Raw genomic sequence first — 14,086 nt, 5'->3', positions numbered from 1 at the left:
GGGGGGGGGGGGGGGGGGGGGGGGGGGGGGGGGGGGGGCGGGGCCCCCCCCCCCCCCCCCCCCCCCACCACCGGGCCGTCACCCGGTGGGCACTTCCGCCCACACCACCTTCCGATCCTCGTGGTGGTCGAACCCCCAGCGCACGGACAGCCGGTTGACCAGCAGCAGCCCGGCGCCCGCGGTCGGGTCGTCCGGTCTGCCGAGCACCGGCAGCAGGCTGGGACTGCGGTCCTCCACCTCGATCCGCACGACCTGCCGTTCGTCGACCCGCCGCATCCGCATCCGCCACGGCCCCTCCGCGTGCCGCCGCGCGTTGCCCACCAGTTCGGTGGCGATCGACGCGAGGTCGGCGACGCGGTCCCCATCCACCTCATAAGCGACCTGTCGCACCCAACCGGCGATGCCGTCGGGTGTCTGGACGCCGCCCAACTCCAGGTCGAGCCCGTCGTCAGGCAGGTCCACCATGTTCATTGCACGCTCCTTCGGCACCCTGTCTGCTCAAGGCGCACGCACGAGGTAACCGTTCGTCGGGCGGGCCAAACCACGATCTCCACCACCTTTTCCCGACGTGGTGATGTCGGGTAGCGAACCGGCCACGCCCGGCGTCCGCAGTCGCTGGGCCGGCCCGACGATCTTGCCCTCGACGCGGGAGGTCACGGGTGGAGGAGCGGACGGCGCGCAACGAGTTCGGCGGGTCGGCCCACGCGGTGGTGCAGGCCAGCGTGGTGCACTTCCACGGCGTCCCCTGGCCTCCCACGAAGGTGCCGCACCAGCTGCCGCCGCACGTCGACCTGGTCAACCAGGTGCGCGTGCCGGCCGAGCTGGAGTGCGGCACCGCCGACCGGCCGCCGTTGGACGCCCCGGTGGTCAAGGTCGTGCTCGGGCCGCGCGGCAGCGGCAAGTCGACCGTGGCCACGGCCTGGCTGGACGACGTCCGCGACAGGTTCCCCGACGTCGCGGGCGGCGATGTTCCGCTCGGTCACCCACGGGCTGTCGCTGGCTGTCTTCCTCGACGACGTGGTCTCGCCCGCCCAGGTCCGTTCCCTGCTGCCCGGCCCCGGCGGTTCGGTCGTCGTCGTCACCGGTCACGGCGCGTTCGGGGTGCCGGCGCGGCTCGGGCCTGCCAGTGGCGTTGTGCCTGATCGGTGGGATGCTCGCGGAGCAGCCGAGGCTGTCGGTCGCCGAGCTGCTCGAAGAGCTCGCCGACCAGGAAGCCGGCCTCACGTCCGTGGCGGTCGGCGACGAGCCCACGCTCGGTTCCCTGTTCGACGCCACCTACGCGCGCCTGAGCCCACTCGCCCGGAACGCCTACCGGGTGTTGGGCGCGCATCCGGGCACCGGCGACGTGTCGGTCGCGGCTTTGGCGGCGGGCATGGGCGTCGGCGAGGCGAGGGCCCGCGGCGCGGCGCGCGAGCTGGTGTCGCTGAGGGTGGCGGAGGACCCGGTCGCCGGTCGGCTGGTGGTGCACAACCTCCTGCGCGGACACGCGGCGCGGATCGGCGAGGTGGTCGACCGGGCCGAGCGCGACGCCGTCCGGCGGCGGGGCACACCGCGGAGGCCGACCCGCGCGGGTGGCTGGAACGCGAGCGGGCGAACCTGCGCGCGGTGACGACCGCGTCCTACGAGGACGGTGCGCTCGAAGCGGTCGTGGTGCTGAGCCTCGTGCTGTGGGCGTTGTACGAGCCCGGCAAGTACTACGACGACCTGCTCGCCACGAACGAACTCGGCGTGCGCGCGGCCGAGCACCTGGCCGGCGACGTGGCGCGGGCGGTGTTGCTGACCCAGATGGGGTTCGCCCACCTGCACCCGGGCGACACACCGACGCGGCGGTCGACCTCGCCCGGCGGATCGGTGACGTCGAAGCCGAGGCGACCGCGCTGGAGTGCGCCGGGTTGGCCCGACTGGCTCGCGGGGAGTCGGACGAGGCGCGGGCGGTGCTGCGGCGGAACCCGGAGCTGGCCGAGTCGGTCGGCGACCCGCGTCGGCTCGCGCTCGCGCGGTTCCACCTGGCCAAGGCCGAACCGGCGGAGGCGGCCGTCGTGCTGCTGGAGCGGCTTTGGCGGGGTTCGGCGGGCTGGCCGCGCCGGAGCCGCGCAACGTCGCCAAGATCATGCTGTGGCAGGGGCGCAAGCTCGGCGAGTCGGGGTCGACCGAACGGCCACGGGAGCTCCTGGAGCAGGCCAGGGCGATCACGGCCGAGCAGAACCGGCCGTTCGACCACGCCCAGGTGCTCGACGCGCTCGGTGACCTGGAGAGCGGTGACGCCGCGAAGGCCTGCTACGAGCAGGCGATCGCGTTGTACGCCGAGCACGGGTTCGTCACGGCCATGGCCGCCACCGCTCAGCGGCTGGCCGCGCGGAGCTGACGCACCTCGGCGGTGTGCTCCTCACCGCCCAACGTCACGGTGACGCGTGCGGGGACAGTGGTGGCGGCGAGGTGCCAGGCGTGCACGACCGACGCCCACACCCGTCGTCCGGCAAGGGCGGGACCGGTGAAGGCGAGGAGCGCGCCGTCGCGCGTGCCGACGAGCCACCGCCCGGAGTGGTCGGGCATGGACGCCGACCCGAGGCCCGGCAACGCGTCGAACATCGCCGTGATCCACCGCTCCGCGTCGCCGGCGTGGTCCTGGATCACGATCTCCGCGCTCTCCGGCACCGCGGCGTTCGGGGTGTCGACACCCACCACCAAGTGGCTGTGCGGTGGTGAGGCACGACGCAGGTCGACGGCGAAGCGGACCACGCGGGCCCGGTCGGGCGCGTCGAGTTCGACGGCCACCCACTGGTGCACCACCGGTGGCGTGTGCACGCGTGCGACGGGAATCGTGCGGACCAGGTGTTCGGGTGCAGCGCCGGCGCGATCCGGTACTCGTCCAGGGGAAGCTCCAGCCGCAGCCGGCGCACCACGTCCGCCGCGTCGTCGTACAGGCTGCCCGGACCCCACGTCGAGGACACGACCGCCAGTCGTTGACCGCGGCCGACGCCCAGCGCCGCCCGCAGCCGGTCCAGCTGTTCGGTGTGCGAGAGGATCACGCTCGACGGGATCAACCGACCGCGGTGGGTCAGCCATTCGGGAGACAACCCGAAAACCGATTTCCCGTTCCCCGTTTCCGTTCCAGATATTTGTTGTAGCCCATTCCGTGCGGCCATACCGCGAGCGGTGCGCGCAGCCGTTCCAGCGGGCCGCCGTAACTGGACGCGATGGCCAGGTCGAACCGCGTCGGCTCGGCCTGCGCCCAGTCGATCGTCAGCACGCCGAGTTCGGCCAGGTGCTCGGCCGTGCCCGGCGTGAACGCGGACGACCCCGTGAACGCGAACAGCACCTGGACCCTCGGTCGGTGGCGACCAGCGGCAGCACGTCGAACAGGCGCGTCGCCGAGGTCACGTTGTGCACGACGCCCAGCACGAGCCTCTCCGCTCGACGGGTGGCCCACCGGGTGGCGACCGGCCGAGCCGGGACCACCGCCCACCGCTCGTCGAACACGAGGCGCGATCCTAACCGCTGTTAGGCTCCGCCCGTGCTGACGGAGATCGACATCGACCTGGACGACGGTCGCACGCTGCACGCGTACGACACCGGCACGGGCGAGTTGGCCGTCATCTGGCACCACGGCACACCGAACATCGGCGCGCCGCCCGCGCCGCTCTTCCCGGCCGCCGAACGGCTCGGCCTCCGCTGGGTGTCCTACGACCGCCCCGGCTACGGCGGCTCGACGCCGAACCGCGGCCGGGACATCGCCTCCGGCGCGGCCTGCACCGCCGCGGTCGCCGACGCGTTGGGCATCGACCGGTTCGCCGTGGTGGGGTACTCCGGCGGCGGGCCGCACGCCCTGGCGTGCGCCGCGCTGCTGCCGCAACGGGTGCTCGGCGTGGTCAGCCTGGCCGGGCTCGCGCCCTTCCGCGCGGACGGGCTCGACTGGTTCGCGGGCATGGCGGCGTCCGGCGTGGCGTCCTTGCGCGCGGCCGAGGCCGGACGTGCGGTGAAGGAGCGGTTCGAGGCCTCAGGCGTCGGGTACGACCCCGAGTTCACCGAGGCGGACTTCGCCGCCCTCGCCGGTGAGTGGTCGTGGTTCGACGAGGTCGTGGGCCCGGCCGTGCGGGCGGGGCGGCCGGACGCGTGGATCGACGACGACCTCGCCTACGTCACCCCCTGGGGGTTCGACCCCGCCGACGTGACCGCCCCGGTGCTCCTGCTGCACGGTCTGCGTGACCGCGTCGTGCCCAGCTCGCACGCCGAGTGGCTGGCCCGCCGGTGCCCCGCCGCCGAACTGCGGCTCTCGCCGGACGACGGCCACGTCTCGATCGTCACGTCCGCTCCGTCGGCGTTGGACTGGCTGCGCGCGCGGGCGTAGTCGACACCGGCCCGAGTTCCTGCGCCAACTCCACCGCCGCCCGCGCCGGGTCGCCGCCGAAGCGGCTGGGGAACGCGTCGTGCACCCGCCAGCCCGCGCCGCGCAGGGCACGCCAACGGGCCAGGTGCGCCCCGGCGCCGTCCGGGTGCGGCCGGGTGTCCAGGGCGACGGCCGACCCGCGTTCGCCCACCACGAGGTCGACCCGCCACTGGCCGACCGGGTAGCCGGTGCGCGCCGCCAGGCCGAGCCCGGCCAGCTCCGCGGCCAACCGCGCGGTCCACTCGTCGGACGGCGCGGCGCCCTCGGTCTCGGTCGGCGGGACCTCGGCGTGCCGCAGGTACTCGCCGACGAGCCCGACCGGCTCGGCGGCCGACGTGATGACGTGGGCGAGCCGTCGTGCCCGTGTGGTGAGCACGGCCAGCAGGTTGCGGTCGTTGGCGAACCGCCAGGCCGCCGGCCGGTCGGAGTCGGTCAGCGCCAGGCTGATCACGACCTCGTCGAACTCCGAGCCCTGCACGCCGTGCACGGTGCCGACCCGCACCCCGCCCGTGGTGATCTCGTCCAGGCTGAGCCGGTCGAGCAGGGCCTGTTCCAACGCGTCCGCCTGCGCCCGGAACGGCGTCACGACCCCGATCGAGCGGACGCCGGCGGCGATCCGGCGGCGCAGGTGCGCGAGCACCGCGTCCACCTCGACCTCGTTCACTCCCTTGTCGTCGCGGACGCCTTCGACGTGCTCGACGTCGATGCAGTCCACGTCCGCGATCGACGGGTGCGTGGTGAGCAGCGCGATCCGGCCCTCGTAGAACCGGGTCGCGGCGAACCCGATCAGGTGCGGCGCGCAGCGGTGGTGCTCGGTCAACCAGTGCACGCCGGCCGCCGCCGCGCCCGCGTCGAACAGGCTGACCTTCGGCACGTCCAGCCGGTCCGCCAACGACTCCGTGCCCTCCGCGGTCAACGCCTCGCGCACGGCCTGCTCGCCGACGAACGACACGTGCCGCAGCTGGCGCGGGTCGCCGCCGATCACCACCCGTCGGCCGCGCAGCAGCGCGGGCGCCGCCAGCGGCTGGTCCACGTGGCTCGCCTCGTCGATCACGACCAGGTCGAACGCGCCCGGCACGGCGGGCAGGATGTCCTCCACGTCGGCCAACGTCCCCACCCACAGCGGCAGGGCCTGCACCAGGTCCGAGGTCGAGACGTCCGCCAACGCCCGCCGCCGCGCCGCCCGGCCCGACCGCAACGCCGTGGCCAACGCCGCCACCGCGCGCCGCGGCCCCGCGCCACGACGGCTCACCGCCAGGGTGGCCAGCCACGCGGCGATGGCGGTGTGCCCGCGCGCGTCCTCCTCGGCCAGGAGCCCTCGCAGCGCCTCCAGCGACGTGCCGCCGTTCGCGGCGACCCGGACCTGCGCGGCGGACTGCTCCGCGGCCCGCACCGCCGCTTCCAGGTCCGCCACGTCCACGTCGTCCGCCGCGCCCGTCAGCCGCCGCGCCGACCGGACCGCCCACCGCGTCCGCCACCGGCCGAACAGCCCGTGGCGCGGGCGCAGCAACCCGTGCAGCCGTTCGAAGTCCACGCCCTCGTCGAACGCGCGTGGCGTCACGATCCGGTGCGCCGGCATCAGCGCCTCGAACCGCACCGCCGCCTCGACCAGCTCCTCGTCCCGCAACGCCTCGCGCACCGCGCGTTCGATCCGCGCGACCGCCGCCACCGCGCTCTTCCGGCTGCGGTCCAGCTGCTCCAGCTCGCCCTTCACGGTGGTGGCGGCCAGCCCGGCGCTCAGGTCGCGCGCCATCTCCTGCCGCAGCTCGGAGTCGCCGAACAGCACCGGCACCGGCCCGCCCGCGCGCCGCAACGCCTCGCCGAGCACGTCGGCGGCGTTGCGGGTCCGGCTGGCCAGCAGCACCGAACGGCCCGACGCCACCGCGTCCAGCGCGATCGCGGCCAGGGTGTGCGTCTTGCCGCTGCCCGGCGGCCCGCCGATCACGGTCACCGGCGCGGTGCGGGCCGCCACCACCGCCGCCCGCTGGCTCGGGCTCAACGGCAACGGGCCGTGCACCACGTCGTCGTGGTCGACCGCGGCGTCCTCAGCCGACGAGTACAGCCCGGCCAGCGCGGTCTGCTCCACCCCGGCGCGGCGCGCCCACGTGTAGAGCGCGGCGCCGCGCTCGGTGCTGACCACCGGCTCGCCCGCGTGCAGCCCGGCCCCGGCCACCACGACCAACTCGTCACCGCCGATCAGCCCGCGCGGGTCGTGCTTCGGCCCGAGCACCGGGACGTCGTCGAACCCGCTCGCGGCCAGCGTCGCCTTGATCCACTCGGTGCCCCTGGCCAGCCGCGTCTCCAGCTCCGCCGCCTTGGACCAGTCGTCCAGCAACGGGAACATCCCGACGTCGCCGGCGACCTGGAACACGTAGGTGCGCCACCCCGCCGGGTGCAGCCGGACCGGCCGCGACACCAGCGGCAGGCACACGCGCCTGCGCTGGCCGTTCACCGTCGTCGGTCCGCACAGGAACGCCCACCCGAGCCGAAGCAGCCGGTCTTCCTGGTGCAACGCGTCGAACGACGCCAACCGGTCGACGGTCGCGTGCTGGTCCGGCCGCGCGGTCCACGGCACCGGCGTCCAGCTCGGCAGCTGCCCGCCCTCGGTGATCGTGCGCCACGCGGACTCGTCGGCGCCCATCCACACGAGCCCGGCCGTCTTGGTCAGGTCGAGCTGCACCCGCTGGGGCTGCTCGGACGCGCTGAGGCGGGCCAGCGTGCGCAGCACGGCGGGAACGGTCACGGGGAAATCCTGCCATCCGGGTCCGACAGCGGGACCCGGATCAGGCGCGACCGGTGAAGACCGCGAAGCTCGGGCTGCGGCGCAGCGGACCCCGGAACTCCTCACCGCGCCCGTTCTCGGGGACCGCGGTGGCACGCCAGCGCGTCGTACTGGTCGTCCGATTCCGCCATGTCCGCGACCTCATGGCCGGCCGTAGAGCCCGGGGTAGCCGCAACCGGTGAAGTGGTCGGAGAACGGGCGGATCATGGCGGCCAACCGGATCAGCGCGCCGTCGCGCTCCAGCGCCTGCTGGATCACCGGCTGGTGGCCCGGGTGCGCGCCGAGCACCACGATCACCTCGGCGACGTGCTCGGCCTTCACGACCGCGCCGACCTGCGCGAGGCACTCGCGCACGGCGGAGGCGTCGGCGCGGGCGATCCGGCGGCCGAGGCCTGCCATCCGGGCCGGGTCGGCGGCCAGCGCCGCGGTGAACCCCGGCATCGAGACCTCATCCCGGGCCAGGTCGCCGAAGTCCGCGAGCAAGGCCAGCGACAGCATCTCGTACGCGCTGCGGATCCGTTCGGCGCCGATCGACTGGGTGTCGACGCGGAAGGCCCGGATCAGCCGGTCGGCGACCGCGGCCACGTCGCGCCGCCGCACGATGCCATCGGCGTTGGAATCGAACAACAGGAGTCGGCGCACGAATCTTTCGACGAGGTCACCGTCTTCCATGACCTCATTGCGATTCATAGCGCCCCCTAGAACCATGTTATGGGACCGGGAGGTCATTATCACTGCCCGATGGGATGAACGCCGTCCCGCACGCGGGGGTTATCCGGGCGTCTTACCGTCACCGCCCGGCCCTTCCGGTCGGGAGATCCTCTCGCCACACTCGATCACGAGATGATCACGTGGAGGTGGTGGGCGGGAGCTGCGCCCGTTGGGGAAGGCGTTGAGCACGGTGACGTAGTGCGCCGCGCCGTCACTGCTGGAGAAGTGCAGTTTCACCGCCTGGTCGCGGGTCGTCGAGACGTCGAAGTCCTCCAGCCGGCCGCTGTCGCAGGTCTGGTGGATCTCCGCGAACGAACAGCTGATCAAGGCCGCGCCTGCCGTGCCCGCCGCCCGCACGAACCGGGCGGCCGCGCTCTCCGCCATCGCCCTGCCCGACGCGACGCCGTACCCGCCGTCAAACCGGAAGTGCACGGCGGGCCGGGTGCGCCACCGACATCCCGGTAGGAGATCCTCGTTGGTGCGCTGGTCCGGCACGCGCCGGCACACCTCCGCGCCCGTCCGGCGAACCCGACCCGGAGCCGTTCGGCGACCTCACCCGGCCAAGGCGGCACGCGCCTCCGCCAGCGCCGGTGAGTCGCCGCCCCGCCGGTCGAGTTCGGTCAACGCCTCGTGGTGCGCGCGGTCCAGGGCGTTCGCCGCCGGGACGGCGATGTCCGGTTCCACGCCGACCAGCTCCCAGTTCGTGCCCGACACCGGGTTGACCGCCCGCGCGGTCGGGACGGTCAGCTCCAGGTGCGGGTGCACGGTGTAGCCCCGGCGCGGGTGCGCGCCGCCGCCCGTGCGCTCGCCGATCACGGTGGCGCGGCCGAGCTGTTGCAGGTCGTACGCCAGCTCCTCGGCGCCCGAGAACGTCTTCCCGCTGGTCAGCACGTACACCGGTTTCGTCCCGCCGAACCGCCTGCCCGGCACGTGGGTCTGGCTCCAGAACTGCCGGAACACCTCGCCGTCGCGGCCGTGCATGGTGTTGAGGTGCGTCGCCTCGTCGAGCAGGTAGCTGCACGCGAACGCCACCGTCTCCGGGTCGCCGCCGGTGTTGTCGCGCAGGTCGAGGACCAACGCCTCGCCGCGCGACGCCAGCGTGAACGCGGCGGTGATGCCCTCGGCGGCCCACTCGAGCGGGAACAGCGACGGCGCCAGCTCCAGGTGCACCACTCCGCCCGCCAACCGCCGCAGTCGCGGCACGCCGCCCAGGGACAGGTCGAACTCGCGGGCCACCTGCCGCATCACCGCCGCGTCGTCGCCGTCGGGCACCTCGTCGGGGTGGAACTTCAGCCGGAGGTGCCGGTCGCCGTTCAGCGACTGGAGGTCCGCGGTGACCACCCCGCCCAGCTCCTCCGGCGTCGCCACCCCGTAGGCGCCGGCGGCCAGGCGCGCGGCGAGCAGGTCGTCCAGCCGCCCGGCGACGTCGGGGAAGACGTAGTGCCCGACCAGCAGTTCGCGGGTCCGACCGATGATCGCTGCGGTGTCCATGTCGGGGGAGTAGACCAGCGGCGTTGCGAAAGCGTCAAGAGATATAGACACTTAGCCGGTGGACGAGGTCCTGGAGATCGGCTCGCCCGAGCAGTACAAGGCGTTGGCGCACCCACTGCGCCAGCGCCTGCTGTTCGCGCTCGGCCGCGCGCCCGCGACGACCAGCCAACTCGCCGTGTCGCTCGGCGCGCAGAAGGGCAACGTCGGCCACCACCTGAAGGTGCTGCGCGACGCCGGGCTGGTCCGGGTCGCCGAGACGCGGCGGGTGCGCGGCGGCATCGAGCAGTACTACCAGCGCACGTCCCGCCGCATCTCGGTGCCGGGTCCGGCGGCGGAGCACACCGAGGCGTTGTTCGGCGCGGTGGCCGAGGAGTTGCGGCGGGCGCCCGGGGAACCGGTGCTGGTGTTGCGCCACCTCCGGCTCTCCGACGGCGCAGCGCGTGAGCTGGGCGAGACGTTGCGACGACTGGTGGACCAGGCCGAGGACACCGGAGCCGACGAAGCCGTGCACGGCGTCCTGGTGGCCCTGTACCGGCCGCGCTGAGCACGGCAGACTGGAGATCGGCGGCGCTTCCCCCGTTGCCCGACACTAGGGGGAACGAGCATGACCAGGTACCGGGCGGCGTTGGCCGCCGCCGCGCGAGGCTGGCCCGTGATGCCGCTGCGCCCGCACGGGAAGACGCCCGCGCTGCGCGGCTGGGACGACGAGGCGACCCTGGACCGCGACCGGATCCGGCACTGGTGGTCGCGCCGGGCCTACAACGTCGGCATCTCGTGCGGCCCAGCCGGCTTGCTGGTGGTGGACCTCGACGTGCCGCACGGCCGCGAGGCGTTCGCCCGCCGAGCCTGGCAGCACGGCGACGAGGACCCCCGCGACACCTACACGGTCGCCACGCCCAGCGGGGGAGAGCACCGCTACTTCCAGGCGCCGGACGTGCCGCTGGGCAACACCGCCGGCCGGATCGCGCCGCACGTCGACACGCGGGGCGTCGGCGGGTACGTGGTCGCCGCCGGATCCCTGCTCGGCCACGACCGGTACCGGGTCGTGCGCGACGCCCCGGTCGCGCCCGCGCCCGAGTGGCTGGTCGCCGTGCTGACCCCGCCGCCGCGCGAAGATTTGCCGATCCCGACCCAGCGGTCCTCGCCGCGCCGGGTCGACGCCTACCGCGCCGCCGTGGTGGAGGGCGAGGCGGAACGCGTGCGCGAAGCACGCCCCGGCGCACGCGCGCACATCGTGTTCACCGCGGCGTGCCGGCTCGGCGAGCTGGTCGGCGCGGGCTGGTTGGACGAGGCCACCGCGATGGCGGTGCTGCTGACCGCCGCCGCGAGGCACGACGGCGTCGAGGGCTGGACCGGGCGCGAGGCGCTGCACCACGTGGAGAACGGCATCGCGCTGGGTCGTCGGCGGCCCCGCGTGCTGCGGTGACGCTGGGGGCCGGGACTCACTCCGGCACGTCGTCGAGCCCGTCGCGGTCGGCCCACTCCAGCAACGGCTCCAGCGAGAACACCGCGTCGTCGATCCCGGCGTGCAGGTCGCCCAGCTCCGCGAACCGGGCGGGCACCGTGGCGATGGTGAAGTCGCGCGGGTCCAGCGAGTCGATCTCGTCCCACCGCACGGGCGTGGACACGGTCGCCTCCGGCACGCCGCGCACCGAGTACGCGCTGGCGATCGTGTGGTCGCGGGCGTTCTGGTTGTAGTCGACGAACAGGCTGCGCGGGTCGCGGTCGCGCCGCCACCACGCCGTGGTCACGTCGTCGGGCGCGCGCCGCTCCACCTCGCGGGCGAACGCCAGCGCCGCCCGCCGCACGTCGGCGAAACCCCACTCCGGCTTGATCCGCACGTAGATGTGCAGCCCGGACCCGCCCGAGGTCTTCGGCCAGCCCACCGCGCCCAGGTCGTCCAGCACCTCGTGCGCCACGTGCGCGACGCGCCGCACCCGGTCGAACGGGCAGTCCGGCATCGGGTCGAGGTCGATGCGCCACTCGTCCGGCTTCTCCGTGTCGGCGCTGCGCGAGTTCCACGGGTGGAACTCCACCGTCGACATCTGCACCGCCCACACCACGTCCGCCACGTCGGTCACGCACAGCTCGTCGGCGTGCCGGTCGTACCGGGGGAAGTGCACGCGCACGGTCCGCACCCACGGCGGCGCGCCGCCGGGCAGCCGCTTCTGGTGCACCTTCTCGCCGGCCACCCCGGACGGGAAGCGGTGCATCATGCACGGCCGCTCGCGCAGCGCGCGCACGATGCCGTCGCCGACCGACAGGTAGTAGTTGGCTAGGTCGAGCTTGGTCTCCCCGCGCGCGGGGAAGTAGACGCGATCCGGGTTCGAGATCCGCACGACGCGGTCCCCGACCTCCAGCTCCACCGAAGGCACCTTTCCGGCCATGCGGGCAAACCTAACCCGGATCGCGTCGATCAGCGCGTCACCAGCCCCCTCTCGCGGTTCGTGGCGGCGATCACGAAGGCCGCGACGGCGACGGCGGCGCCCACCAGGGGCACGGCCGGTGCGGCTACCGCCCCGCCGAGCACACCCGCGCCAGCGATGCCCGTGTAGATGGCGGACGCGTTCAGGGCGAGCAGGAGGTTCGCCCGGTCCGGGTCCACCGCCACCAGGGCCGCGAACAGGGGAGGGTTGAACGCCCAGAACAACGCGCCCCACGCGGCCATCACGACGAACGCCGTCAGCCCGGCCAACAGCGTCGGCAGCACCACGAGCACCGCCGCGCAGCCGGCCAGCGCCACCAGCAGCGGTGTGCGCGGCCCGTGGCGGTCCGCCGCGACGCCGCCGATCGCGTTGCCCAGCACACCGCCGACGCCGTAGGCGAGCAGGTGGCCGCCGTCCGGCGGGTGGCCGGTGATCGGGCCCAGGTAGCCGTAGACGCTGAACGTGGCCAGGCAGGCCAGCAGCGACACGGCCAGCAGCCGTTGCACGGGCGGGTCGGCCAGCGGCGCGAGCCGTTGCCGGAACCCGACCGCCGGTCCCGGGCGCACCGGCGGCACGGCCGACCGCACCACCAGCGCCGCGATCACGCACAACACGGCCACCAGCACGAACGCCGCCCGGTAACCGTGCCGATCGGCGACGAACCGCCCGGCGGGCACGCCCAGCAGCGTGGCCGCGGTCAGGCCCGCCGTCACCACCGCCATCGCCTTGGCCTGGTGGCCGGGGTTGAGCTGGGCGGCCACCGCCGTGGCCGCCGGGGTGGCCAGCGCCGCACCGCACGCGGTGAGCACCCGGGCCGCCAGCAGCAGGTCCAACGTCGGCGCCAGCGCCGCGCCGAGGTTGCCCAGCGCGGCGACCAGCAGTGCGGCCACCAGCAGGGCCCGCCGTTCGAACCGCGCGGTGAGCATCGCCAGCACGGGCGAGCCGACCGCGTAGGCCAGGGCGAACGCGGTGATCGTCTGGCCCGCCGCGGCGGTGGTGACGCCGTGGTCGGCGGCCACCTCGGTCACGACCGCCGCGACCACGTACCCGCTGGAACCCGCCGCCACGGTCGTCGCGGCGAGCGCGGCGGTCCGGGCGCGCATCAGGACACCAGTCGGGGCGGCGCCGGGGTCAGGTGGGTGGTCAGGTCCGGTGGGCGGCGGCCGGTGAACGCCACCCGGTAGACGGTCTCCCGCACCAGGGCCACGGGTCTGCCCGCGCTGAGCAGGGTGGCCTGGCACCACAGGGCGGGCACGTCGTCGGGGTCGTCGGGCAACGGGTCGGCGAAGTCGGGGTCGTCGGGCGCGCGGCTGGTGGTGGCGTAGTGCGTGGCCCGGTGGGCGCCGGTGACCAGGACGCCGAGCGGGGTGTAGCCCCGGGCGAGCTCGTCGCGGCCGGGCTCGTCGAGTTCGAGGCCGCGTTGGTGCACCAGCGCGGTGATCGCGGCGAGGCGCGGGCCGTGGTCGCCGAGGTGGGGTACGAGGTAGCCCTCGCGCCTGGTCACCACCGCGTGCGGTGGTAAGCCGAGCAGGTGGGCCTGTCGGGGGGTGAGGTGGTGCCGGGTGTCGGGTCGCCGGGGGTCGCGGCGCAGGCGGTAGCCCACCCACAGGGACAGCACGCGGGTGAAGGGGACGGGTACGTCGCGCAGGAACCTGGCCATGGTCTCGGCCCGGGCGCCTGCCTCGTCCGCGTGGTCGGCGGGTACTGAGTGGATCATCGGGGTGCACCTTCCGGTGAGGCCGCACACGTCGTTGTGCGGGCGTCGGTGCGATGGACACCACGATGAGGCCGCATTGATGCGGAGACATCGGTTGGGTGACGGAGAAGATCGCGCACCCGTGAGGCCGTCCGCACGACGTGCCCGGCGCATCGGTCCGGCGGGGTACGCGCGCGGCGGGACTGACCCGGTTGCGGTAGGCGAAAAGCGCATACCTGAGGCGATGACCGTCACCGCCCGGACGGCCAACCTGGTGTCGTCACATCGGCCGTTCGGGGAGGAAGTGCCGTGATCGCGGTAGCGACAATCATCGGCAGTGCGGGCGTGGTCCTGCTCATGGTCGGACTCGTGGGCGGGGGGTTCACCTTTTCGGGCGGATCGATGCCCCGGGTCGACAAGGCGTCGAGGAAGCCGTGCCTCGCGGTCGGCGGCGTGCTGGTGCTGTTGTCCGTGGGGATGGCGGTCACCGCCGAGCTGAGGTCCGTGCCCGCCGGCCCCGGATCGGCCATCTCGGCAGCGGCGAGGTGACGGGAAGCCGGTCGTAACGTTCACCCTCGGCGAGTGGACAACTA

At 74.2% G+C, this 14,086-nt stretch carries 17 protein-coding genes; 7 read left to right on the top strand and 10 right to left on the bottom strand.

Annotated elements, in window-relative coordinates:
* Window positions 1-78 precede the first annotated feature (78 nt).
* Window positions 79-471 (bottom strand): ATP-binding protein, encoded by a 393-nt coding sequence (locus LNK82_RS17400; protein WP_230568034.1) that lies wholly within the window; start codon window positions 469-471, stop codon window positions 79-81.
* 188 nt (window positions 472-659) lie between these two features.
* Here LNK82_RS17400 and LNK82_RS17395 point away from each other — a divergent pair, with 188 nt between their 5' ends.
* The 3 genes from LNK82_RS17395 (at window position 660) to LNK82_RS17385 (ending at window position 2,365) form a co-directional block, all read left to right on the top strand.
* Complete coding sequence (locus tag LNK82_RS17395) at window positions 660-1,142, top strand: protein-tyrosine phosphatase family protein (protein WP_230568033.1); 483 nt, start codon at window positions 660-662, stop codon at window positions 1,140-1,142.
* 8 nt (window positions 1,143-1,150) lie between these two features.
* Entirely contained in the window at window positions 1,151-1,609 is a 459-nt protein-coding gene (locus tag LNK82_RS17390; RefSeq protein WP_230568032.1) for a hypothetical protein, read from the top strand.
* Between the two features lie 447 nt (window positions 1,610-2,056).
* Window positions 2,057-2,365 (top strand): hypothetical protein, encoded by a 309-nt coding sequence (locus tag LNK82_RS17385; RefSeq protein WP_230568031.1) that lies wholly within the window; start codon window positions 2,057-2,059, stop codon window positions 2,363-2,365.
* On the opposite strand, the gene LNK82_RS17380 is transcribed toward LNK82_RS17385, so the two are convergent.
* A complete protein-coding gene (locus tag LNK82_RS17380) occupies window positions 2,341-2,805 on the bottom strand; it encodes a hypothetical protein (RefSeq protein ID WP_230568030.1) in 465 nt (154 codons plus the stop codon). The two genes, LNK82_RS17385 and LNK82_RS17380, sit on opposite strands and share 25 nt — an antisense overlap.
* A 253-nt stretch (window positions 2,806-3,058) precedes the next feature.
* Entirely contained in the window at window positions 3,059-3,319 is a 261-nt protein-coding gene (locus LNK82_RS17375) for a hypothetical protein (protein WP_230568029.1), read from the bottom strand.
* A 195-nt stretch (window positions 3,320-3,514) separates the two neighbouring features.
* Here LNK82_RS17375 and LNK82_RS17370 point away from each other — a divergent pair, with 195 nt between their 5' ends.
* A complete protein-coding gene (locus LNK82_RS17370) occupies window positions 3,515-4,348 on the top strand; it encodes an alpha/beta fold hydrolase (protein ID WP_230568028.1) in 834 nt (277 codons plus the stop codon).
* Here LNK82_RS17370 and LNK82_RS17365 read toward each other — a convergent pair.
* The 4 genes from LNK82_RS17365 to LNK82_RS17350 all read right to left on the bottom strand — a co-directional run bounded on the left by LNK82_RS17365 (window position 4,302) and on the right by LNK82_RS17350 (window position 9,371).
* Window positions 4,302-7,130, bottom strand: a complete 2,829-nt coding sequence (locus tag LNK82_RS17365) for a DEAD/DEAH box helicase (RefSeq protein WP_230568027.1) — start codon at window positions 7,128-7,130, stop codon at window positions 4,302-4,304. The two genes, LNK82_RS17370 and LNK82_RS17365, sit on opposite strands and share 47 nt — an antisense overlap.
* Window positions 7,131-7,310: 180 nt before the next feature.
* On the bottom strand, window positions 7,311-7,841 hold the full coding sequence (locus LNK82_RS17360; RefSeq protein ID WP_230568026.1) for a hypothetical protein: 531 nt from the start codon (window positions 7,839-7,841) through the stop codon (window positions 7,311-7,313).
* A 99-nt stretch (window positions 7,842-7,940) separates the two neighbouring features.
* On the bottom strand, window positions 7,941-8,375 hold the full coding sequence (locus LNK82_RS17355) for a hypothetical protein (protein WP_230568025.1): 435 nt from the start codon (window positions 8,373-8,375) through the stop codon (window positions 7,941-7,943).
* 57 nt (window positions 8,376-8,432) lie between these two features.
* Entirely contained in the window at window positions 8,433-9,371 is a 939-nt protein-coding gene (locus tag LNK82_RS17350) for a S41 family peptidase (RefSeq protein ID WP_230568024.1), read from the bottom strand.
* A 58-nt stretch (window positions 9,372-9,429) separates the two neighbouring features.
* On the opposite strand from LNK82_RS17350, the gene LNK82_RS17345 reads away from it, so the two are divergent.
* Both LNK82_RS17345 and LNK82_RS17340 read left to right on the top strand, forming a co-directional pair.
* Window positions 9,430-9,915, top strand: a complete 486-nt coding sequence (locus LNK82_RS17345; RefSeq protein ID WP_230568023.1) for an ArsR/SmtB family transcription factor — start codon at window positions 9,430-9,432, stop codon at window positions 9,913-9,915.
* A gap of 60 nt (window positions 9,916-9,975) precedes the next feature.
* Window positions 9,976-10,797, top strand: coding sequence for a bifunctional DNA primase/polymerase (locus LNK82_RS17340; protein ID WP_230568022.1), 822 nt, complete (start codon window positions 9,976-9,978; stop codon window positions 10,795-10,797).
* A 16-nt stretch (window positions 10,798-10,813) separates the two neighbouring features.
* On the opposite strand, the gene ligD is transcribed toward LNK82_RS17340, so the two are convergent.
* Genes ligD through LNK82_RS17325 form a run of 3 tightly spaced genes read right to left on the bottom strand, consistent with a single transcriptional unit; the run spans window position 10,814 to window position 13,514 of the window.
* Window positions 10,814-11,758 (bottom strand): non-homologous end-joining DNA ligase, encoded by a 945-nt coding sequence (gene ligD, locus LNK82_RS17335; protein WP_230568021.1) that lies wholly within the window; start codon window positions 11,756-11,758, stop codon window positions 10,814-10,816.
* A gap of 29 nt (window positions 11,759-11,787) precedes the next feature.
* Window positions 11,788-12,900, bottom strand: coding sequence for an MFS transporter (locus LNK82_RS17330; protein WP_230568020.1), 1,113 nt, complete (start codon window positions 12,898-12,900; stop codon window positions 11,788-11,790).
* Window positions 12,900-13,514: a hypothetical protein gene (locus LNK82_RS17325; protein WP_230568019.1), complete on the bottom strand. Its 615-nt coding sequence runs from the start codon at window positions 13,512-13,514 to the stop codon at window positions 12,900-12,902. The genes LNK82_RS17330 and LNK82_RS17325 overlap by 1 nt, the downstream gene beginning before the upstream one ends.
* Window positions 13,515-13,802: 288 nt before the next feature.
* On the opposite strand from LNK82_RS17325, the gene LNK82_RS17320 reads away from it, so the two are divergent.
* A complete protein-coding gene (locus LNK82_RS17320) occupies window positions 13,803-14,042 on the top strand; it encodes a hypothetical protein (RefSeq protein WP_230568018.1) in 240 nt (79 codons plus the stop codon).
* The last annotated feature ends 44 nt before the right edge of the window (window positions 14,043-14,086 follow it).

Origin of the sequence: Saccharothrix luteola, from assembly GCF_020859565.1 — a bacterium.
In the GTDB taxonomy this organism is placed as follows: Bacteria; Actinomycetota; Actinomycetes; order Mycobacteriales; family Pseudonocardiaceae; genus Actinosynnema; species Actinosynnema luteola.
This window is presented reverse-complemented; position numbering and strand designations above follow the sequence as displayed.